A 22,104-nucleotide genomic window follows, 5' to 3' on the forward strand; every position below is an offset into this window, starting at 1 on the left:
AATTATATATGATTATGTAAAAAAAAGTAAAACAACAAAAAAATTTAACTGATTAAAAAATAGCAATGACAAAAGAGCGAATCTATAAAAGATCCGCTTTTTTTGTTTACTACCATGTCCGGTTGTATTTTACTTACGAATATGGTCTATTTGAGCGATAAAGAAGGTAATCGAATTGAGGATTAAAAAGGAGTAAACGATTGAGATTACTTACTTTAAACGGAGAAGCGGTTGTACAAAAATTGGTGAATCACGCAATCAGGTCTTTAAAGACTAAGCAACAAACGGAATATTTTTCTAATCTTATAATTGAAAGGAAAAATACTTTAAGTAAGAATAGTTGAGTTATTCATATTTTGTGAACTGTTCAGGCAATAATAAAAGGGTCAGAAACTTAAACGTTTTTGACCCTTTCTGTTTAAAAATCGAGAAGAAAGCTGTATTAGCATAAATTTAAAACTGTAAACCTAGTTAGAATTTTTTAACTTATAAGTTCTATTAAAATTGAAGTTTATAGAAAAGAAATAGCACCCAACGTGATTAAATCAAACACAATATGGATGAGCCACGGAACATAGAGAGAATTCGATCGAACACCTGCTGCATTGAAAAGAATTCGAGCACATCCTTGCAATAAGAGGACATGGACGAGTGTTAATAGGAAACTTCCATTCCAGTAAGTCAGCATATGAAATATGGCGAATACAAGGGAACTGAGTAAAGTGGCAATGATCATTCGTTGCGGGATTTTTTGTAAGAAATTCAGAGAAATGATCAAAACGTAAAAACTGAATAATTCTTCTCCTAAAAGCATAAAAGGCAGTTGCAGCCATGGAATATTTCCACTAAGGTCATTGGCTTTTAAATCGAGTTTTAAAATAAGAACCAATAAAAAACTAGTGACAAAACTTAGGACAAAGGCAGCAAGGAGGAAAAGAAAGAAGTTGCGGAAAGGATTTTCTGGTTTAGAAAACAAATGAGCCGTTCCCTTCAGACTATAGGTAAGTAAGAATGCGATCAAGCTGCCTAGTAACAAAGAATAAGGTTCTAGAAAGGGAAGAAATCCGAAAGATAAGTTTAAAAAACCAAAGAAAATAAGGACCAAACCGAGAATCACTCGAAGAGGGGATATCGGGTTGTCATAAAGTTTATTCATACATAGCGCCTACTTTCTAATAAATCGCTTGAATTTGGGTGAAAAAATCGAAACATTGGGCACGTAAATAAGTAAAACCCAGCAAATCGAAAAGTTGTAATGTCTGTTCTATTGCAGCTTTACTAGCCTTTTTTTCTTCCGTACAAAAGAGAATGACTTGTTCAAAAAACGAGTGATAGAGTTTAAATACAGAGCTGCGTAGTCCGAGCGTTAGGGGATGCAACTGGACCACCGCTTTTCTTGCATAAGTAAAATTTCCTTGAGCGATAAAGTTACCGCAACTATTGATAAGAAGCTTTGCATAGATAGTTTCTCCTGGAGGATAGAGACGATACATACCAATTTTTTTCAACGCATTATCGAAGAAAAGGATTTGTTGTTCAGGTTTGAAAAAGCCCATTGTATTCGAATACAACTGTATTTCTTGCAATGTCCACGTTTGAATGGTCTCAAGATAATCTACAACAATTTCAATATCACTGATTTCAGCTTGGCTGTTATCTACCGTTCCAGTTTCTTTGAAATGGACCATAACCTTATACCTCATGTTGACCATTGCTTTAAACACACGATCGCTACTTTTCTGAGAACTAGCAACTTCCTCATATAACTGCTTGAGTAGTTGCAAATCATTGCCATTGGAAGCAAGTTCGAATTTTTCCCAGTTGGTTTTCGTTTGTTTGTTATCGTAATTGAAAATAAAGAAAAACTCTTCTAAATCAACCATCAAACGATCCAATACCTTCAATAAGAGCTTAAAAGATAAATCATGATTTCCTTTTTCAAATTCGATAGCATAGGATTTTGTGACAATATCATAATAAATTTCTTTTTGTGAAAAACCTTTCTCCAATCGAATTTTCCTAATCAGTTCTCCGTAACTCAATCGTCTCTCTCCTTTTTTTATTCGTTGAACAATCAAAAATGAAAAAGGTCATTATTGATAGAATAGTTTTTTCATATGTCTTATCGCCAGTTTATCCCCTAGCAGCATCGTCATTTTTTTTCTTTACAAAATAGAATAGGACAATCAACATCAAAATGGCACAAATCGTTAGACCCAATCCACCTTCAAAGCCAAAACCACCGCCATTGATTAGCGTTTTGTTAGTCAAAGGAGCAGTTTGAAAGATGGAGGAGTAGATGCTGTACCCACTAACAGGTACTCCGAAAAAAGGTCCCAACATAAAGTTCCAGATGGCATGGAAAGCACCAACGAGCAACAGATTATCGGAAAGATAAAAGATGAACGACAAAATAAGTGAAGCTAAAAATAAGTTGAAGATCGCCAACGCAGTTACTGAATCATTCACCCCATGAAGAGCGGTAAAAATAAGAGAATTGATAATCACACCCATCCAAACATTCGTTTTTGCGCTTACTGTGTTCATTATAAACCCACGACAAACGACTTCTTCCATTGTCCCTTGAAATAAAAAGCCAAAAAAAGAGGCAATGACATAGAGCCAACTAATTGATTTTAAATTGAAAGAAACTTCAATTGAACCGGATAGTAAATTAACAAGAAATACGAACAATAGAAAAACAAAGCCGGTCAATAAACCTATTTCAACATTCTTTAGCGGTTGTTTCGTAGTGAAACCAAAGGAAGCTGCTGAACGACTCTCAAATATGCGTGAAAATAACAAAACTGCTAATATCACAAAGATGTTTACAAATAAAGCAATAATTTCTTGTGCGCCAATATTTGAAACAAATTGTTTGGGCACCTCAGTAACAACTGTTTGGACTCCAACCATAAGAATAACCCCTATTATGATAGCCAGTGTTATACTTCTTTTTCTTTCCTTCTTGGTTAGTACCATAGAATCAGTGAGTGCTAATTTCATTTTAATCTCTCCCTTTATAAAAAATTTGAAACGTCAAACCTTCCATTAGTATAGCATTTAAAAAAAACACATAGCTAGTATAGCGTTTCTTAACAAGCAAATTTTACAGAGGATACGTGAGTAAAATCTATTTGGTCCTGATAATAGGACCAAATAGTTGTGAGAAAATTATTGGCTGTATGATACTCACATAAATAAATAAATAAAAATAGGAGCGAGAATATGAATAAAAAGATGTTTATTGCGACCTCAGTGGTATTGATCAATACATTAAACAGTGTCAGCGGCTTAGCTGACTAAAAACCTTCTGTGTCAGAAGTAGAGGTCCAAACACCAAAAGCAATTGAACAAAAAGTACCATCATTGCCGGAAGTAGAAGTATCTGCGTCAAAAGAACATTCCAAATCGATTAATAAACGGATAAATATTACTTCAGATGAGGGTTCAAAGAATAATAGCGTGTTTGTTCATAGTTCAAAATATTTAAATAGATCTAATTTACCGCAGACAGGATTCGATAAGGTAGATAGAATAATTAGTCAGTTTTTAACAATTATTGGTGTTGGTCTATTGGTTACTTTCTGTCGGTCTCTATGTTCTATTAAAGTTAGAAAGGATTGAAACTAAATGGATAAGGATATAGAAAAAGAGTATTTTCAATTTTTTGATCAAGCTATTGAAAAACAGACATCTTTAAAAATTCGTGACTACTATGAGGAGATAAAAAAAGAATTTTCTAATGTAATCCAGTATATTTCATCTGCTAATGCATGGGCTTCTATTAAAGAGTTAATAATACTCGATGCGAAGTTACAAATCCTGTCTAGTCTAATTGAAGACAATATCTTCGAGTTGCCGGAACAAGAAATTATTCGCCTTTCGGAAATAGACAGCACTTCATATTATCAAGAAATTTTAAAAATGGATGGAAGTTTGATACACCATAGTCAGAGAAAGTCTTTGTTACTTCTTTGATAGCTAAAAGTATATAGTTTTAAATGAGGAGGTTAGTAACTATAATGATGATATTTTGACGGGGGACTTAATCTATACTTAATGATGTTGAAACTTGTCAAAAATTTATCGGTGAAAAAGCATAAAATAGGATTTAGATTGCAAGTATTAATATAAAGATTTTATTATGACTTACTTTAATTTAGGTTATTACGAGACTGAGGTAAAAAAGAAAGAGGAGCCATATGGAAGAATTGACACAAAAAAAATATCGTCGAAGAGCACTAAAAATAGAACGTGAACTAAGGAGGAAACATCAACAAGAGATCGAAAGAAGATGTAATCGACAAGAAGTCCACGAGTTGGTTCAGTTACTACTGGAGCAAGGTTTATTGCTAAAAGGGAACTAATTTATGAAGAAAACAACTATTATTAAAGTGATTACAATAGGTACAGCTTGTTTTTTGGCTATTTTAGCTGGATATACCTTAGCAAAATCTGAACATTTTATACAGCAAATTGCTAAAGAAATAACGGAAGGTGCTTCTATAAAGGGTAGTAATAAAATTAATAGTAATGAAATAGAGGAAACTATCAAAGACACCACAGGCACCAAACCGCAGAGGGTAAGAGTATACCAATGTGGCAAGGTATCTAAAATTGAAATGTATGAAAATATAGAATAATGAAAAATGTATAGACTTTCATGAAAAATGAACGCAAAATGAACATGCCGCTTTTATCACAAATCAAACGTTTTTTAACGTGAGATAGACATGGTTCTCGATAGCTAAACATAAAAGGCAGGGGAAAACAGAAAATGAAAAAATCAACAGTAGCACTTACAGTTATAGCACTTACGGGTATTATCGCAGCAGAAGCGGGGAGTGTAGCAGTAGTAACGGCCGACACAATCGCAGGTTTGAAAGTTGTATCAAATGACGGTCAAAAGATCGTATTAGAAAATGGCTTAGAGGTTCACAACGAGGGCGGCAAATGGATCGGAGACGGCGTAGAGGTAACGCTAGTAAAAGATACAGTGATCGAAGACGTGCAGAATCAATCATACGATCAAACTGCAGCTGAGGGATCCGAAACGGTTACTGCAGAAGGAACGACACCAGAAACCGATTGGCAAGCCGCAGAGCAATCAGAAACGGTGATCGAGACTGTACCAAATGAATCATACGATCAAACCCCTGCAGAGGGATCACAGACGTTAACTGAGACGGTTTATAACAGTGTTTACGATCAAGCCCCTGCAGAAGGATCAGAAACCTTCACTGCAGACGTGTCAAACCGCACATTTGAACAAACACCAATCGAAACAGGTAAAACAGTTTATACAGAAACGATCGAAACACTAGAAACGCAATGGCAAGCCGTAGAAGCAGGCAAAACGACTTACACAGAGACGGTTTACATTCAGCCTACCCAATGGACTGCAGTTGAAACTTTTGAACCTTCTATCATTGCTGAGGTGTCAGATCCAATTTTTGAACTTACACCTATTACAGGAACAGAAACCTTTACTGCAGACGTGTCAAACCGCACATTTGAACAAACACCGATCGAAACAGGTAAAACAGTTTATACAGAAACGATCGAAACACCAGAAACACAATGGCAAGCCGTAGAAACAGGCAAAACGACTTACACAGAGACGGTTTACAATCAGCCTACCCAATGGACTGCAGTTGAAACTTTTGAACCTTCTATCATAGCTGAGGTGTCAGATCCAATTTTTGAACTTACACCTATTACAGGAACAGAAACCTTTACTGCAGTCGTGTCAAACCGCACATTTGAACAAACACCGATTGAAACAGGTAAAACAGTTTATACAGAAACGATCGAAACACCAGAAACACAATGGCAAGCCGTAGAAACAGGCAAAACGACTTACACAGAGACGGTTTACAATCAGCCTACCCAATGGACTGCAGTTGAAACTTTTGAACCTTCTATCATTGCTGAGGTGTCAGATCCGATTTTTGAACTTACACCTATTACAAGATCAGAAACAGTGATCACGGACGTACAAGATCCAGAGCAAGATTTGACAGCCTATGATGATATCACGAAACCAACGCATATCGAAGGATCAAAAGTGAAAGTGATCGCTGAGGTGGATCAAAAAGATCCCGCTCAAAAAGATTCCACTAAATCTGACAAACACGATATCACGAAGGCTACAGCTGACACAGACGAAACAAAAACGATCGCTTTGATCGCAGGAAAGAGCAGCACATACGATCAACCGGCTAACAAGATCCAAGCAGATCAAAACGGAGCAGAGAGCAAAACAGACACTGATAAAATGATTACTGAGATCGCAGGCGTTTCAAATATCGTAGCTTTACCAAAAACAGGCGAAACTGACAGCTTGCTATCTAGTGCTTTATCAGCGATTGGCTTAACGCTTGTTGCAGGAGCCGGAGTACTATTTTTCAAACCTAGAAAACCAATCGGAAAACACTCAAAACGATAAGAAAAATCTCACTTTTGGGCTTTTCTTGTATCAAGGAGTAAACTACAAAGGAAATTAGGGGGATAAATATGCCAATGAGAAAATACACGCAGGAACAGATCGACAGTGTGGTAAAACAAGGCCGCATATATTTAAACGAGGGCGACTACTTACATACTGCTATTAAAAAGATCGTCAGTGATTTAGTACCGAGCAGCATTGAAATTTATCTAAGAAAAGACTTTGAGTGTATGAAGGCGTACCGCTTGCACCATTGGCACACACGTTCTGAGAACTCCTTGCGTTACTTGTCATTCGTGGATCAAGTAAGAATACGCAATGAAGAATTAATGATTATCACTGATAACAAGGTCACGGAGAAAATCACCATTGCTTGAGTTTATCGCTAGTATCATTTTTGGGATCGCTATGATATTCGCTTTTGAAGTCATAGGCGTAGAAAGTCACACGGCTTTTCTTTTGGGGTTCTTTATAATATTTTTATTAGTAGCTGTACCAGTGATCGAAACGGTCAAGAAAGAGCGATAGACCAACGTTACAGCTGATAGGCCTGCAGTATTGTAGTACTGCAGGTTTGTCATTGCAGGCACGATTACTTCAGAGCTTTAAAGACTAAGCACCAAACGGAATATTTTTCTAATCTTATAAATGAAAGGAAAAATACTTTAAGTAAGAATAGTTGAGCTCTTCATATTTTGTGAACTGTTCAGGAAATAATAAAAGGGTCAGAAACTTTTAAGTTTTTGACCCCGTTTTTATTTTGTCATTTGAAAGCTTTTAAAGCAGCTCAATTGTTGGTGGTCAGGTATGTTGTGGAAAATTAAAAAGGAACAGAGTAGCTCATCTTGTTAAATTCTTTATTTTCACTTTTTGTTCTATTTATGTAATAGTATAAAAAGAAGAATCTGATAATGAGAAATGAGGCGGAGAATATGAGAGACTTACAGTTAGCATTTATCAGTAATCGCACAACTAAGCGCTTATTTCGAGTTTTGAGTGTGATGGAACGAGATCGTTTATTTACAATTGGTGAAATGGCAGAAAAGATGCAAGTCACACAACGCACAATTGCAAATGATCTCAAGTATGTGAAAGACTATTTTGGTGATTGTATCACCCTAATTTCGGGGAATAGTGGCTTTCTTTTTGAAGAGAAAAAACCTTCCGTGTACCAAGAAAAGAAACAAGATTTGCTAGAAAATGAGTGCTTATTTGAAATCATCGGTCATATTTTTCAAGGGGAATTGATGGATATTGACGAGTTGGCCCATCATTATCATTTTTCTGAGAGCACGTTTCGACGGTTGTTGGGTCAATCGAACAAAATATTGAGCAGTTATCGGTTAAAATGGGTGTCGAATCCATTGACAATTGAAGGGAGCGAAGCGGATTTACGGAAATTCTTCAAAGACTTTTATTACGAAGGGATTGATACTGCTCATACCCTTGTTCCCGACCCCGTATTGCATGAGTTGGTCTTAACCCAGTTAAACAACAAACTAGGACAATATGATATTGGCTCTGGAACAACACCAGCTGCTTTTTACTATACTTTTTTTATTGCAATCAAACGAGCGAGTCTTGGTTTTCCGATAACAGTCCCGAAATATTTGATTGAATTAGCCTACAAAGGAAATAGCTTCTCCCTCTTGTATTCTTTAAAAGACGGAATCAACAAGCTTTACGGCGTAGAACTAGCGAAGGAAGAATTTGCATGGATTTATTTAGTTACTATTTGTAAACGTACCTTAGATCGAGAAGCATCGGAGGAAAAGTTCTACCAGCAGTTTCATCAAGGATCAGAAATTGCCAAACTTACGGAGGCTTACTTACAAGAGTTTGAGCTCACAAATGAGAGTTATGCTAAGATAAAAATTTTCTTGCAATCCTTCTTTTTGTCTAGAAAAGTGAACTATGCGTTAGCTCCTGCATTGAACAAAGAGGCACAGGACATCAAAGAATCTCTCATGCGTTCTGACAATGAAAACTATCAACGGAATTTACGATTTTTAAAAAAGCATCAAAGAAAAGACTTTTTGGCTGCGCCATATCTTGAAGATATTTGTGTGAGTTTAACGATCTACAGTGATTTGATTTTTGATTTTTATTCACCGACAAAAAGAATTTATTTTCTTCTAGAAGGTGATCACTTCATCTGCCAACAGATTCGAACTCGTGCAATGCAACAGTTTGGTACAAAGCACAAGTTAACCTTTTTGCCATTGCAACATCTGACACAAGAAATGTTAAATGCCGATCATATTGATTTGATTGTCACAAACTATAATCGGTACCTCTTAGACTATATTATTGAAACTGATTACTTGTTATTAAAAGCTGTCCCAGATGAGCATGACTGGCGGAATCTGGAAAGAAAAATTGATCCGTATCGAAAACCATTTCTCTAATCTCCGTACACTCGTTAAAGGTATTAACGAGTGTTTTTTCATTTATTTCATCCGTATATGAAAATGTTGATTCCCATTTTATCTAAAAATCATGTAACCTTAGTCATGTAAGAATTAGGTATGCATACAAACTTACAGACAAATGTATCAAAAACCTTCGTTTTTTAGAATAGACATTTGTTGTTTATTCTCTAAAATAGAAAACCTAATCTAATAACTTTTCCAAGACATTCGATCGGATCGAATGTCTATTTTTGTTCTTCTCTAAAAATCGAAGAATTATGAGACAAACCAATTGTTTTTACAAGAAACTTAAAAAGTTGAGACAGATGCACTAATTGGCTTAACGGGTGCGTATTAACCTACAGAAAAACCTGAACCAACACCATCCGAAATATATTTAACATAGAGTTTAAAGCGCTCGATACTATTTCCAAAAGTTCAAAAAGGGGTGATTGTATGTGCAATTATTAAAGAGGAAATGTATTTGGTTTTGTTTATTAGCATTGTGGATTTTTGTCCCAGCTGTTTCTGCTCAAACGGTTCAATCGAATAGTTCGATTACCTTTCAAAATATCATTCAAGACGAAATACAGCCGGAACCACCAAAAGGAGATCAGGCAGACATTCAAGAAATCCCCTCATATAAGAAGCCAGGAAGGTTTCCCCAGTTAATGGCTATAAGAGAAACACATAATGTCTTTTTAGGAGGCATTTTGTTGATCGTGTTTGTCTTATTAAAGAAAAGGAAAGAAGGAAAAAGAAGTGAAAAAGAAGTATTTAGCAATCGTATTACTTAGCAGCCTATTGTTTGGAAATGTTGTTACAGCTTCAGCCGAACAAATAACAAGAAATGCAGAAACAGAAGGAGAAGTAACTCTTTCGATAATTGATGATGTTGATACGGTTGATCCAGATCCAGATCCAGGTCCTGGAATTATCATTCCCCCAGTACAAACCGGAGAATTTTCCATAACCTACGTGCCTACTTTAAATTTTGGGATGCACGATAATGTTCATTCAACAGGTTTGCTAAAATTTGAGGCTCTGGCAGAGTCCTTTGAAGTGAATGATGATTCTGGGGAAGAAGTTTTGCGTCCACATTTTGCTCAGATTCGTGATACCCGTGATGTATCAACAGGATGGACGTTGAGAGTTGAACAAGTAACACCATTTACAAATGATAATAATGTGCAATTGAATGGTGCATCCATTACGTTTAGTAACCCAAGACTTTCTCAAGCCTGGGATTCCGAGGTTGCTATTCACTCAAATCCTGTCACTATTTCGGCGGAACATGGCAGCCAAATTCTTATGGGTGCAGAAGTGCTTAACGGGCGTGGATGGAATTCGATTACTTGGGGAACGTTAAATGGTGAGGTGAATCCGAATATTGTTTTAGAAATTCCTGGGGAACGAGCAAACGGCCAATTCACAAGTGAATTGAATTGGAGTCTAAGCAATGTCCCTTCTTCGCTGGACCCTGTTATTTAAGAACAACAAAAACATATTGGCAGAATATTGTTGGTCTCTTTTATATGAATGAGATCAACAATATTTGTAAGAAGATTATTTCGTTGAAATATGAGGAGAAGAAAATGAAGAAATTCATAGTTTTGATAGCGATACTTTCTTTAATCAGTCATTCATCCCCAATGCTAACTTTTGCTCAAACAGTATCTATAGACGAAGTCTATGAGGAAACTAGTGATTCTTTTATGGAAGATAGCGTTGAGGAAAGCAGTAATCATAATGAGGAAGATGAGATTCAATCAAGCGATAAAGTGGCAAGAGATGACGCGGTTTCTCCCAGTGATAGTGGTAGGGACACTTCAGAAAGCAAGCAAGAAGAGAATGCGGTTTCTTCTGAAAACCACTCTTTCGCAGGTCAGTTGATCACTGGCGTATGGGGGACAGTTCCATGGACCTATGATTTGGTATCGTCAACAATCGTTCTCAGGGGAGGCGAGGTTGGGTTGACCGGACTAGCGCCTTGGAAAACCTATACTGAAGTTGAACAGATAGTACTTGAAGATAGAGTCATCTTGGGTAGTAGTGCTGTAAGCTTGTTCAGTGGATTAACTCAATTGAAAAGTATACAAGGCATTGAAAAGTTTGATACTGCTAATGTAACAAATATGAACTCAATGTTTCAAGGAGCAAGTAGTATGACAGAATTAGATTTGAGTCAATGGGATATGTCCAATGTTACTAGTACTTCTACAATGTTCGCTGAAATGTCCAATCTAAAAAAACTAGATATAAGTTCGTGGCATGCCAATATCTTAGTTATTAACATGTTTAGAGCGACATCTTTCAATCATCTCACTTTAGGTACCGGAACAAGAATTAACGGTACCTGGTTATCCAATATACCGGTAACGGAAACCTATACGGGGCGTTGGGTACTTCAAGATAGTTTGGCTAGTTCAACTAATTTTGTTTCATTTGCTAGTTCAACTGCATTTATGTCTGGGTATAATGGTGCGAATCCTGGCGTATATGTCTGGGAAGAAACAATTGATCTTGAAGCACAAGTAAGTCCCCAAACAATCCTTCTAGGAGAGGGAACCCAAGACATAGATTTAGGCAGTGCGATTCATACGGTAACGGCAGATGGTGTCTTGTTGTCTTCAGGGGAGTACGATGTTACTTACATTGACTCATCCTCCTATCTTTATATAGGTGATCGATTTAAAGATGTGACCATTACATATCGAACGGTGCATACGTTATCTGTCCGTATTCCCATTTCCGTTCGTTGGGGCAACACAATACGTTTACGTGGAACATGGGCGAATAACTTCGAGGAGTGGCGAACAATAGCCGCTTTTACACATCACGTTGGAGAATTGGGCCCTGAACTGTCCCTATCGCCAGGACACGGTGGGACAAATCCAACTACACCAATGATCCAGCAGTTGCCAAATCAAGAGTTTGCTTCCCTTCATGCATACTCAGGCTCCGCCACTATTCTTGTAAACCAAGGCCAACATTTTTTTGACTTTACGTTGTCTACTCAGCAAACACCTGCCGAAGCACAACAAGATTTTGAAAATGCGGTGGGAGAAAATGGACGTCTACAGTTATCGGTTGGTGATATCGTCAGCGCGACGCACTTGTTTTCATCAGGAGAGGAATTTGATGGCGCCTTAGCTGGCTTCTCTAATCTAGAATGGAATGTACTTATGCAAGATGAAGCAGAAGAAAATGTAGGCACAGATCACACGAATCATAAAAATAGTGCATTTTATGAAGTGACAGCAACTAACCTAAGACCGTTAGTGATCAATCAGTTGAAGCCGTTGCTGAACAATGAGGTTTGGCAATATATTTCTGAAGAGGAGTTATTGGTAGTAGCAGAAAGTTTTTTTGATTTTGACATTGCTGAAGGGTACGTTTCCATAGCGGAGATCATTGAAATGCCTGATACGAATCAGCCAGGAGATTCATCCATGGTTGTTCGAGTGCAAGAAAAGTTATCCTCTGGGCAATACGCTCAAATGGATTACACCGTTCCAGTAACAATAAGGCCGTTACAAGTCTCACCTAAAGATCCAGAGAATCCTCAAGAAGAATTGCATCCAGAGGTGATGCCAGAACTGCCAGAAAATCAAGGATTTTTAAGCATTGATTTTGTTCCTACGATTCAGTTTGGGGATCAAGAAATATCGTATTTTGCACCGGAAACACTATACGCCGAACCATTAAGAACAACAGCAAATGAAACACGTGCAAATTTTGTGCAAGTTTCTGATAGACGTGGAAGAAATCAAAGTGATGGGTGGCGCTTATCTGTGAAACAACGAGAACAGTTTAAGAATAGCGAAACAGGGCATGTTTTAGCTGGCGCTTCTTTGCAGTTTCATCATATTCAAGCAATAGCAGCGTCCGATCAAGAAAATCAGCCTACCCATTCAGAACAACTCTCGCTCCTTCCGGGTGTTTCATCTACTGTCGCTCAGGCACAAGCAGGATCGGGATTAGAAACGTGGTTATTTGCCTTTGGTACAACAGACCAAGCGGCTGAGAGTGTTGTACTGCACTTAGAGTCCGAACAGGAACGTCAAACTGGAACATATGAAACCACCTTGGAGTGGATTCTTCAATCGGTCCCTGATAATGTCATTCAATGATAGAAATCAACTGGATGCGTACTTCATCAGATGTTCAAACAGCCTAACATCCAATAGGAAATCATTTTGGTTGTTAGGCTATTTTTCTGTTTGGCCATTTGCGAGGATTACAAGCAAGAGGAATCTGGCGGTACTGCTCCTCATTAGTAATCATGATGGTCAGTTTGGTCATCGTCGCATGCACAAATCGAGCGTATATGATTCATGAATTTTGCTATGCTGGGTAGGAATTAGGCACTAATGGTAGTAACAAAAGAAATGAAGGCAATCCCCGTGGAATATAGAGAGGAAGATCGTTATGAATAAAATACTATTTGACAGTAAGAAAACTATGATGTACATAGTGGTAATTTTTATATTGACCCTGTTTTTTGGCCCAGTTGCTTTTGCTGATCAATCTGCTGGTTTTTCAGTTAGACCGATTCTGAGTGAAAATCAAGTGAATTCTGAGGTAGGCTATTTTGATCTGAATCTTGAGCCTGGAGAAAGCCAGACGTTATCTTTGGAGTTACGAAATATGTCTGATGAAGAGATCAACTTATCAATATCCGTACATACAGCTTTTACAAATGTGAGTGGTGTAGTGGAATATGGTAGTGACGCCGATATCCCAGATGACACCCTACCATTTTTTTTGGCTGATTATATTCAAGGAGATGGCAAGATTACTCTTAGTGAAGGGGAGACGAAACAATTAGATCTCTTATTAACCTTACCAGAAGATAAACCATTTGAAGGTGTTCTAGCAGCAGGAATTCGCGTGGAAGAAATCAAAGATAGTGAGCATTTGTCAGAAGAATCAATGGCTATTGAGAACACACTGTCTTATGTTATGGGCCTCGTTGTATCGAATAAGCGGGAGCAACTTTCTCCCGAGCTAGATCTTTTAGATGTCTATGCGGACCAATTAAACTTTAGAAATGTGTTTAGTGCTCAGATTCAAAATCAATCGGGGACGTTTGTTAATCAGTTTGAGGTTATTGCATCAATTTATAATGAAGATCAAACAGAACGCCTTTATTCCACAGAGGCATCAGGAATGCAAATGGCTCCTCACTCCAATTTTGCGTTTCCAATTCCTTTGAATGGTGAGTCATTTATCCCAGGAACTTATGTTCTCCATCTACAAGCAAATTCAGGAGAATTAGAGTGGGAGTGGACGAGGTCATTTGTGGTAGATGATGAGACGTCTAAGGAATTTAATCGACAAGATATAACTATTTCTAGTCCAAATAATTACTGGTTATTTATCTCTATTTTTCTTGTTATACTCTTACTCTTAGTGTTTTTTTATAAGAATAAGAAAGCAACTTAAGAAGATTGCATAGTGATAGGAGACCAAATAAGTAAATTCTCTAACAAAAAAAATTAATCCATAAGAATACAGTAAACAATCGTTACAGTTGCTTAAGCTAATTTAAGTCAATTAAGATGATAGGTGAGAGGTTCTGACTAAGTTTCAGTGTTATTTTACATGTCTAAGGGTATATGATATCCACCTGATTACTGTACGAAAAAAATATTTTTAGTCATGTATAGTTTCTTTAAAAGGATACAGACCATAATGATGGCAGTGAAAAGAATTAAAATAATGCGTAGCTAGAATGTACCAAATATAACATTTAAATGTTTGGAAAGGAAAATAAACATGCTTCTATTCACAACAGAAAAAGATTATACTAACTATTTCTGGCAAGAATTGGATGAGTCTCGCAGAGATACAGAAGAAATTCGAGAGTATATCAATAAACAGATAGTTAGACTGATAGAGCTGACTGATAATATTTCAAAAACAACATTTTGGCAAGATCTTCCAGAAATACTGGGGATTGATGCAAAGTTGAATCTTTTAGTGGAATTGTGTAAAATTCAAGAATTTTCAAGTAATGAAATCATTCGAATCACCGAGAATGATTATCGAACCTATTTCAAAGAGTTATGTGGCTATAATTTAAGCATGAAAACGGAAAATTCAATGATATTTAATATCTCTTGATATCAGTAGAAAGAGGAAATAATTATTTTCTTGAAAGTTAGTGGTGGAAGAATATGAAATGTAAACTAAGAACATTTTAAAATGGGACTTTGCTTAGCGTGGACTCAAAATTTTATATTTCTTGATTTCATAAAGCATAAACAAGGACTTTACAATTAATGCAGGAATAGCTTTTTCAGTAAGGGAAAGATTTTCCTAGATATGTAATAATGAGTAGATTTAATTTTAATACATGATTAAAAAAACCTTAGTCATTAAAGATTGATTAGTTGTGCAAAATAAAATCTGTGTCAGATTGAACATCAATCTGGCCCAGATTTTTTGCTTTTCCACATTGAACAATTGATGATCAAGAAAGGGCCTGGTTCTCAATTACTCATATGATTCAAATCCGTAGGAAACTAGTAATATTTCTTTTGTATGGGTATTCTTATCTATTATTTTTCTATTGGGATCAGGATAAATCATCGCATTAGTGATGACTTTTTCTTATTAGGTTAGAAAATTTTGAAGGTTTACTCGAAAACCGCCATATAAAGGTTAAAGAAGTTCAATAAATAAGTAAAAAGAAAAAATTAGGATCTGTGTCTCCAAAGGCATCAATTAACACTTATAAAGAGGAGGTTAGGCGTTCGAAAAAGTTAGGTGACATTTTGATTATTAAAAAGTATTTTGGCAGGACTTCGTGAGAAGATATGAAATTTTGTTATTTATATTAAATAGTTATTTTTAATTCGTTTATAGAGTTTTTTATCGGTGTTATTTCTTAATAAGTGATATATTTTACTGAAATTTGGATTGTATATTGAATCGCTTAAAAAGAAAAATTATATGCTGATAATTTAGCATTGATGGATTGAAATATTTAGAAGTGATAATAATAATTTGTAATTTGAATCAATAATTTTGCGGTTTTAATCATTATTATTTGAAAACGTTTTACTTATTTATACTTTATGATAAAAGTGAATTAAGAAGTTGATGAATACGTACAGAATATGACAACTTTTACAAATAAAGTGAGTAGCATAAAGTAGGAGGGTGAAAAGAATGATAGAAATCAAAAATATCTATTATACAAATGGTAATAACTATTCTCCAAATGATCATGGCGCAAATGGTTGGGCTATCCTGTTGACGAAGAAAGGACTGTATATGGAGAAATCTGAGGTAGAAATAATTCTGATAGAATCACATATGATCTTCCATTACATTTCGCAGAGCTTAATGAATCAAATCATTATTGTCGAGTTGAATTTATTTTGTAAGCCTTCTTCAAATTATATTCAAAAGATTGATCTGATAATCAATCAAGAGTTATCTAGCTTAATTCAGTTACTTTTTACAAGGTTTGAAACGAGAGATCGAACGTATGTAGTGAATCCCGCTATCGAAATGATAATAAGAAAGACATTTCGATTGAATCTTTCTACGCTAAAAGAATACTTTGAAATATTTAAGTTAATAGCATTCATACAAGAGAATTTATCTGGAAATGTGACCGTTAGTGACTTGGCAGAGTTTATGCACATGTCCAAACCAACTTTAAATCGTTTTTGTATGAACAAATTAAATAAAGTGCCTCAGGATTTAATTAATGATATCAAAATTACGTTAGCGAAAAATTTGTTGGAATCGACAGATGAAAAAATTTTTGAGATTGGTGAGAAAGCTGGTTTCTTTAACGCCAGTGCATTTACTATTTTTTTTAAAAAGGAAACCGGGTTATCTCCAAAAGAATATAGACAAAACTATTTTAATTCTTGGAAAGAGCACAGCCTAACTATTTAGAGGTGAAAGTGATATGGGAAGTAGAGAAATAGAAGCTCGTCTAATAGAAATCATGGATGAAATTGTTGCTTTATCAAAAGAATATGTTCTGTTAAAGAATCAAAGATTTGAATACGACAAGAAAGTTTCACAAGAGAGAGTTTATGAAGAATATGTAAGAGAGAATGATTACCAAAAATATAAGAATAATTATGACATTATTTCGTTATATATAGCTTCTTTTTTAAAAGAAAAAGGTATCCCAACTAGATCAAAAACTATTTATGAATACTTGGTGAAAGAAAAGCTAATATCAATATCTTATAGTAATTTGCAAAGCAACTATCTTAAGAGGATGCACGATGATACTCATGTTAATGTTGAGCGAGTATATAGGGGCTATTATCAATATAGAAGAAAATCAAAATGAACGATAAATGAATCCAGTGGTGTCTTCAATCACTAACAATTAATTGAAGGAAGGAGACATACTGTTCTTTTAGAATCACTAGTCTTTGTGTTTCGGATCAACTACTTTTCAATATGTGTCATTCTAGCCTGTACTTATATATATTCTGAAAAAAATTTGGTAAAACTATTTTAGAAAGGAACGCTTTCGTTCTTTTATTGCTCATTGATAACCAAATAGCCCATTTTCTAAATTCTTTTCAGTGATTAAGTAGCAGGCAACTTTTGGCGCCAAGATCTCTTAGATTTGAAGGAGCGATAAACCAAAAGTTGCGACTAAAGCATGGAAACTTTAGGCAAAGAGATAATTGTTGAAGATAATGATACTCACGTAAGCGTCCCGCTGACGAACAGGGGGAGGAGGAGACTCCTGTGTACCTTTTCCAAGGTGGTTTAGAAAATGTTTAAAATAAAAAAAGAACAGCATAAATGTTTTCGAAATGCTTTCGCACCAACATTTACCTGTTCCGTGGGTTTGGCACCCAATGGGCCATGAAGGACTCGAACCTTCGACACCTTGATTAAGAGTCAAGTGCTCTACCAACTAAGCTAATGGCCCAAAATTTATTACTTTGATATAGTATCACTATTTTAAAATGTTGGCAACAATAATCTATGGTTTTTTTTAGGAGGTAAAAATGGAGCGAAACATTTATGACGTCATGTTTGAGAACTATAAAGATCTGGTTGGAATAAATGAATTGAGAGAAATGTTAGGAGGGATAGGGAGAAATAAAGCTTATGGGCTACTAAAATCGAACAAGATAAAACATGTCAAGATAGGCAGCAACTACAAGATTCCTAAAAAGTGTGTGATCGAATACTTACAAGATGCCCAAAATGTGGCAGATGAGCATACGCAGGCTATGGTATAATAAAGATGTTAGAATTGCGTTTTCCATAGCTTGCTTTTTTCATTTTTAGGAGGATTTGAATTGAAATTACGAGCGAATATTGTAGAAAAACGAGGAACTCTCCAAGTTGTCGTTACAATAAAAGATGATTTTGGAAAAACTTCTCAACGATGGAGAGATACCAAACTAAAAATGAAAGGAAATAAAAAAAGAGCTGAAAGAATAAAAGAACAATTTATATCTGAGATCGAGCAAGAAATTGCTATGAAACAAGAGGATTATCTTGTTTTAAAACTGGAAAGAACCGAAACGCCTTTTGTCGATTACCTATATAGTTATCTTGAAACTGCTAAAACACAACTGTCAAAAACGTCTTATTTTAGTTATAAACGTTACATCGATATTAGGATAAAAGATTATTTTGGACCAAGTGGAATTATGTTATCTGACTTAAAACCGGTCCACTTGCAAAGGTTCTATCAAAAAATATTAGACGATGGGTGCACTGGAAATACTGCTCTACACTATCACGCTTTTATTAGAAAAGCTTTACAGGAAGCTTTTATGACAGAACAGATAGATAAAAATATTGCTGATCGTGTACGTAGACCAAAAAAGGACTCCTTCGTGCCAAACTTTTACACAAAGGATGATGTGCTAAAACTACTTCAACTATTTAAAGGTGAGAAGCTCTATCCAATAATTCTATTAACAGTATTTTATGGATTTAGAAGAAGTGAAGTTTTAGGGCTTAAATGGGATGCGATTGATTTTGTGAATAAGACGATTACCATTAAACACGTAGTTTTGGAAAATAAAGAAGACTTAACAACCGTTCTTAAAGAAGACAGAACTAAAAATGCTTCCAGCTATCGTTCTGTTCCTTTAATAGAAACAGTTGAAGAGGAGTTAGTGAAATTAGCGTGGTGGAAGGAAAAAAATAAAAAGCTTTTCGGAGCTGAATATAATTACGAAGACGACGATTATCTCTTTACCATGGAAAATGGCAATATCATAAGACCAGATTTCGTTTCCAAACGATTTGCGAAGGTAATCAAGAGAAACAATATAAAAAGGATACGATTCCACGATTTGAGACATACAACAGCTTCTATAATGATTGGAAATGGTGAGCACATGAAGAAGGTGCAAGAGTGGCTTGGCCATGCCTCTTATACGACAACTGCTAATCTTTACGCACACCTTGATCCAAGTTTCAAATATGCTTCTGCAGAAAATTTAGCAAATACATTTGGATTCAAAAAATAAATAACAAAAAAAGACTTGATCAAAATTAACTGGCAAGTCTTTAAACGATTACTATTAAAAAAAGTCTGTCATTTTGTTGGCAAATTGTTGGCAATTAAAAGGCTTGAAGATTATCAACTAAGTAAACCTCATTAAAACCTCTATAAATCAACGTTTATAAACACACCTCTACATAAGAGGGCAGGTGATTAAGAGTCAGCTGCTCTACCAACTGAGCTAACGGCCCGTACCAAAAGTACTTCATTATCTTAGCACTCCGTTGTTGAAAAATCAATCATTCTTTTGAAAAAAATATGCGCTTTTTTCAGTTGAGAAACTGACGTTATCTTAAAAAAACACCATTCGTTCCCCAAATTCAAATGATAGGAAATTCTTAAAAGATTGATCAGATTGCTTTAAAAACTCAGAAAACCGTGATAAAATATATCTAGTTATCAAAACTAGATGATTAGTTTGTGATAATCTAACCTTCTGTTCGTCAAAATGGAGGATGACATGGAAAAATTACAAGCAGACATGAAAAATTGGGGCAATTCATTGCTGAAATTCCACCTGCCGAGATGGGAAGAATTGCCAACGCTGGAACTGTATATGGATCAGGTGATCACATTGATCGATCAATATTTATCGCCGGTGATCCAAACGGAAAAGCATCCGCTATTGACCTCTTCCATGGTCAATAATTATGTCAAAAAAGGGATGATTCCAGCACCAGAGAAGAAACGTTACAATCAAAAGCATCTCGCATTTTTGATTGCGATCACGATGCTCAAGCAAGTGCTGACGATTCCTGAAATAAAGACGGGGATCCTTTTTCAAGGGAAAGTTGTCGGCATCAGAAATGCCTACAATGTATTTTGTGAAGAACAAGAAAAAGCGATCCACCTTGTCGGCAAAGAAGCGATGGGAGAACCCGAACAAATGACGTCGGAACCGATCCCAATTGAATTAGTAGCCATGAAAGGTGCGACGCGTTCCTTTGCCAACAAACTATTGGCAGAAAAAACGATTGAATTAGAAGTCATTTATTTAGAAACACATAAAGGAGAAGCCCATGAATAAAGAGAAAATTGCCCTATTAGTTGATTCAGGTACCGATGTTCCCGCACAGATCATGGAGCAATACGGCATGTATATGCTGCCATTGCAAATTATCTACAAGGATCGGACCTATACCGATAAAGTTGATATTACTGCGGAAGAAATTTACGAGCGCTTGCCGCAAGAGATCCCTAGTACCTCGTTACCTGACGGTGCTGCGATCGGGGAAATCTTTGATCGGATCAAAGCCGATGGGTATGAGAAAGTCTTTGCCGTAACCATCTCCAGCGGATTGAGCGGAACGTTTAACGTCGTTCGCCTGTTAGGTGAACAACGGACGGATCTTGAGGTTTTCGTGCTTGATACGAAAAATATCGGAATCGGTGCAGGGCTGCAAGCGATTCGTGCAGCAGAACTGTTAGAAAAAGGCGTGACTTGGGAAGAACTGCGGGCACAATTAACGAATGAAGTGCCGAAAAACAAAGTCTTTTTCAACGTAGCTACCTTAGAGTATTTACAAAAAGGCGGCCGCATCGGTCTGGTTGCATCCATCTTAGGTAATGCCTTGAAATTGAACCCAATTATTTCTTGTAATGAAGAAGGGATCTACTATACGGTCGCAAAATCTCGTGGACGGAAGAAAAGCTTGGACAAAACCGTTGACTTGATCAAGCAATTCATCGGTGATCATCGCCATGTGCGTTTAGCTGTGGCGCAAGGTGATGCACTGCAAGAAGCCAAAGAAATGAAAGCACGATTAGAAGCCGAATTTCCTAAGGTCAAAGAAATCTTATTTGGACAAATTTCTCCCGCATTAGTCGTCCACACGGGTCCTGGGTTGTTAGGGATCGGTATCCAGCTTTTAGAAGAGTAAAAAAGAAAGGCCCCGTGCCTTTCTTTTTTTGTGCTTTCCTTAAGAATGAGGCTGCGGTTTTTGGGAAAGATGAAAAGCCCGTTTAAATAATGTATAATAAGTAAGAAACCAAAAAAAATTGAGGTGACATTTTTGAAAAAGATCCTAGTCGTGGACGATGAGAAACCAATTTCTGATATCGTCAAATTTAATTTAACCAAAGAAGGATATGAAGTATATACCGCCTATGATGGAGAAGAGGCATTAGAAAAAGTAGCCGAGGTCGATCCTGATCTGATTTTGCTTGATTTGATGCTGCCAAAAATGGATGGGTTGGAAGTTGCACGGGAAGTGCGCAAAACCCATGACATGCCGATCATCATGGTCACAGCCAAAGATTCTGAAATCGATAAAGTACTAGGCCTCGAGCTTGGTGCGGACGATTATGTAACCAAACCATTTTCAAACCGGGAATTGGTGGCCCGCGTCAAAGCCAATCTGCGTCGCGGCTCGGCAGCTGCGAAGGAAGCAGACGATAACGCCAACAGCGAATTAACGATTGGTGATTTAACCATTCATCCTGATGCGTACATGGTCACTAAAAATGGTGCAGCCATCGAATTGACGCACCGAGAGTTTGAATTGATGCACTACTTGGCAAAACATCTTGGTCAAGTGATGACCCGGGAGCATTTATTGCAAACGGTTTGGGGTTATGACTACTTTGGTGATGTTCGGACCGTTGACGTGACGGTGCGTCGTTTACGTGAAAAAATCGAAGACAGCCCGAGCCATCCAAATTATTTGGTTACTCGTCGCGGAGTGGGCTATTACTTGCGGAACCCAGAACAGGAATAA

General features: G+C 36.5%; 21 protein-coding genes and 1 tRNA gene. 18 read left to right on the plus strand and 4 right to left on the minus strand.

Annotated elements, in window-relative coordinates; translation table 11 throughout:
• Positions 1-511 precede the first annotated feature (511 nt).
• The 3 genes from IGI72_RS04500 to IGI72_RS04510 form a co-directional block, all read right to left on the minus strand.
• Positions 512-1,156 carry a CPBP family glutamic-type intramembrane protease gene (locus IGI72_RS04500; RefSeq protein WP_159161300.1) on the minus strand — a complete coding sequence of 215 codons (645 nt, stop codon included), beginning with the start codon at positions 1,154-1,156 and terminating at the stop codon, positions 512-514.
• A gap of 16 nt (positions 1,157-1,172) precedes the next feature.
• Positions 1,173-2,042: an Rgg/GadR/MutR family transcriptional regulator gene (locus IGI72_RS04505; RefSeq protein ID WP_074536945.1), complete on the minus strand. Its 870-nt coding sequence runs from the start codon at positions 2,040-2,042 to the stop codon at positions 1,173-1,175.
• Between the two features lie 91 nt (positions 2,043-2,133).
• The gene (locus IGI72_RS04510) at positions 2,134-3,006 is read right to left on the minus strand and encodes a CPBP family intramembrane glutamic endopeptidase (RefSeq protein ID WP_081343914.1); all 873 of its coding nucleotides are present in this window, start codon (positions 3,004-3,006) and stop codon (positions 2,134-2,136) included.
• A gap of 627 nt (positions 3,007-3,633) precedes the next feature.
• Here IGI72_RS04510 and IGI72_RS04515 point away from each other — a divergent pair.
• The 13 genes from IGI72_RS04515 (at position 3,634) to IGI72_RS04575 (ending at position 17,191) form a co-directional block, all read left to right on the plus strand.
• Entirely contained in the window at positions 3,634-3,981 is a 348-nt protein-coding gene (locus IGI72_RS04515) for a DUF7006 family protein (RefSeq protein WP_074536943.1), read from the plus strand.
• 224 nt (positions 3,982-4,205) lie between these two features.
• Positions 4,206-4,370 carry a hypothetical protein gene (locus IGI72_RS04520; RefSeq protein WP_159161298.1) on the plus strand — a complete coding sequence of 55 codons (165 nt, stop codon included), beginning with the start codon at positions 4,206-4,208 and terminating at the stop codon, positions 4,368-4,370.
• A 3-nt stretch (positions 4,371-4,373) separates the two neighbouring features.
• Entirely contained in the window at positions 4,374-4,646 is a 273-nt protein-coding gene (locus IGI72_RS04525) for a hypothetical protein (protein WP_074536942.1), read from the plus strand.
• A gap of 134 nt (positions 4,647-4,780) precedes the next feature.
• Positions 4,781-6,451: an LPXTG cell wall anchor domain-containing protein gene (locus IGI72_RS04530; protein ID WP_438753289.1), complete on the plus strand. Its 1,671-nt coding sequence runs from the start codon at positions 4,781-4,783 to the stop codon at positions 6,449-6,451.
• 68 nt (positions 6,452-6,519) lie between these two features.
• A complete protein-coding gene (locus IGI72_RS04535; RefSeq protein WP_159161296.1) occupies positions 6,520-6,828 on the plus strand; it encodes a hypothetical protein in 309 nt (102 codons plus the stop codon).
• Between the two features lie 555 nt (positions 6,829-7,383).
• Positions 7,384-8,859, plus strand: coding sequence for a helix-turn-helix domain-containing protein (locus IGI72_RS04540; RefSeq protein WP_159161295.1), 1,476 nt, complete (start codon positions 7,384-7,386; stop codon positions 8,857-8,859).
• Between the two features lie 461 nt (positions 8,860-9,320).
• Entirely contained in the window at positions 9,321-9,659 is a 339-nt protein-coding gene (locus IGI72_RS04545) for a hypothetical protein (protein ID WP_074536557.1), read from the plus strand.
• Positions 9,625-10,353: a WxL domain-containing protein gene (locus IGI72_RS04550; protein ID WP_074536556.1), complete on the plus strand. Its 729-nt coding sequence runs from the start codon at positions 9,625-9,627 to the stop codon at positions 10,351-10,353. Before IGI72_RS04545 ends, IGI72_RS04550 begins: the two co-directional genes overlap by 35 nt.
• Positions 10,308-12,995, plus strand: coding sequence for a WxL domain-containing protein (locus tag IGI72_RS04555; protein WP_175445293.1), 2,688 nt, complete (start codon positions 10,308-10,310; stop codon positions 12,993-12,995). The genes IGI72_RS04550 and IGI72_RS04555 overlap by 46 nt, the downstream gene beginning before the upstream one ends.
• A gap of 298 nt (positions 12,996-13,293) precedes the next feature.
• Positions 13,294-14,310: a DUF916 and DUF3324 domain-containing protein gene (locus tag IGI72_RS04560; RefSeq protein ID WP_074536554.1), complete on the plus strand. Its 1,017-nt coding sequence runs from the start codon at positions 13,294-13,296 to the stop codon at positions 14,308-14,310.
• Between the two features lie 333 nt (positions 14,311-14,643).
• Positions 14,644-14,991: a DUF7006 family protein gene (locus tag IGI72_RS04565; RefSeq protein WP_074536553.1), complete on the plus strand. Its 348-nt coding sequence runs from the start codon at positions 14,644-14,646 to the stop codon at positions 14,989-14,991.
• 1,050 nt (positions 14,992-16,041) lie between these two features.
• Positions 16,042-16,782, plus strand: coding sequence for a helix-turn-helix domain-containing protein (locus tag IGI72_RS04570; protein ID WP_074536552.1), 741 nt, complete (start codon positions 16,042-16,044; stop codon positions 16,780-16,782).
• Positions 16,783-16,795: 13 nt separating this feature from the next.
• Entirely contained in the window at positions 16,796-17,191 is a 396-nt protein-coding gene (locus IGI72_RS04575) for a hypothetical protein (RefSeq protein ID WP_074536551.1), read from the plus strand.
• 524 nt (positions 17,192-17,715) lie between these two features.
• Here the strand turns inward: IGI72_RS04575 and IGI72_RS04580 are convergent.
• A tRNA-Lys gene (locus tag IGI72_RS04580) sits at positions 17,716-17,788 on the minus strand.
• Positions 17,789-17,867: 79 nt separating this feature from the next.
• Between IGI72_RS04580 and IGI72_RS04585 the strand changes: the two genes are divergently transcribed.
• The 5 genes from IGI72_RS04585 (at position 17,868) to yycF (ending at position 22,104) form a co-directional block, all read left to right on the plus strand.
• Positions 17,868-18,104 (plus strand): helix-turn-helix domain-containing protein, encoded by a 237-nt coding sequence (locus tag IGI72_RS04585; protein ID WP_074536550.1) that lies wholly within the window; start codon positions 17,868-17,870, stop codon positions 18,102-18,104.
• A gap of 60 nt (positions 18,105-18,164) precedes the next feature.
• A complete protein-coding gene (locus IGI72_RS04590) occupies positions 18,165-19,352 on the plus strand; it encodes a tyrosine-type recombinase/integrase (protein WP_223597470.1) in 1,188 nt (395 codons plus the stop codon).
• A 495-nt stretch (positions 19,353-19,847) separates the two neighbouring features.
• On the plus strand, positions 19,848-20,414 hold the full coding sequence (locus IGI72_RS04595) for a DUF1836 domain-containing protein (RefSeq protein ID WP_010747605.1): 567 nt from the start codon (positions 19,848-19,850) through the stop codon (positions 20,412-20,414).
• Entirely contained in the window at positions 20,407-21,267 is an 861-nt protein-coding gene (locus IGI72_RS04600) for a DegV family protein (RefSeq protein WP_005225280.1), read from the plus strand. The genes IGI72_RS04595 and IGI72_RS04600 overlap by 8 nt, the downstream gene beginning before the upstream one ends.
• Before the next feature lie 132 nt (positions 21,268-21,399).
• Complete coding sequence (gene yycF / locus IGI72_RS04605; RefSeq protein ID WP_010747607.1) at positions 21,400-22,104, plus strand: response regulator YycF; 705 nt, start codon at positions 21,400-21,402, stop codon at positions 22,102-22,104.

Origin of the sequence: Enterococcus sp. DIV1059_2 (genome assembly GCF_051713685.1) — a bacterium.
Classification (GTDB): domain Bacteria; phylum Bacillota; class Bacilli; order Lactobacillales; family Enterococcaceae; genus Enterococcus_D; species Enterococcus_D casseliflavus.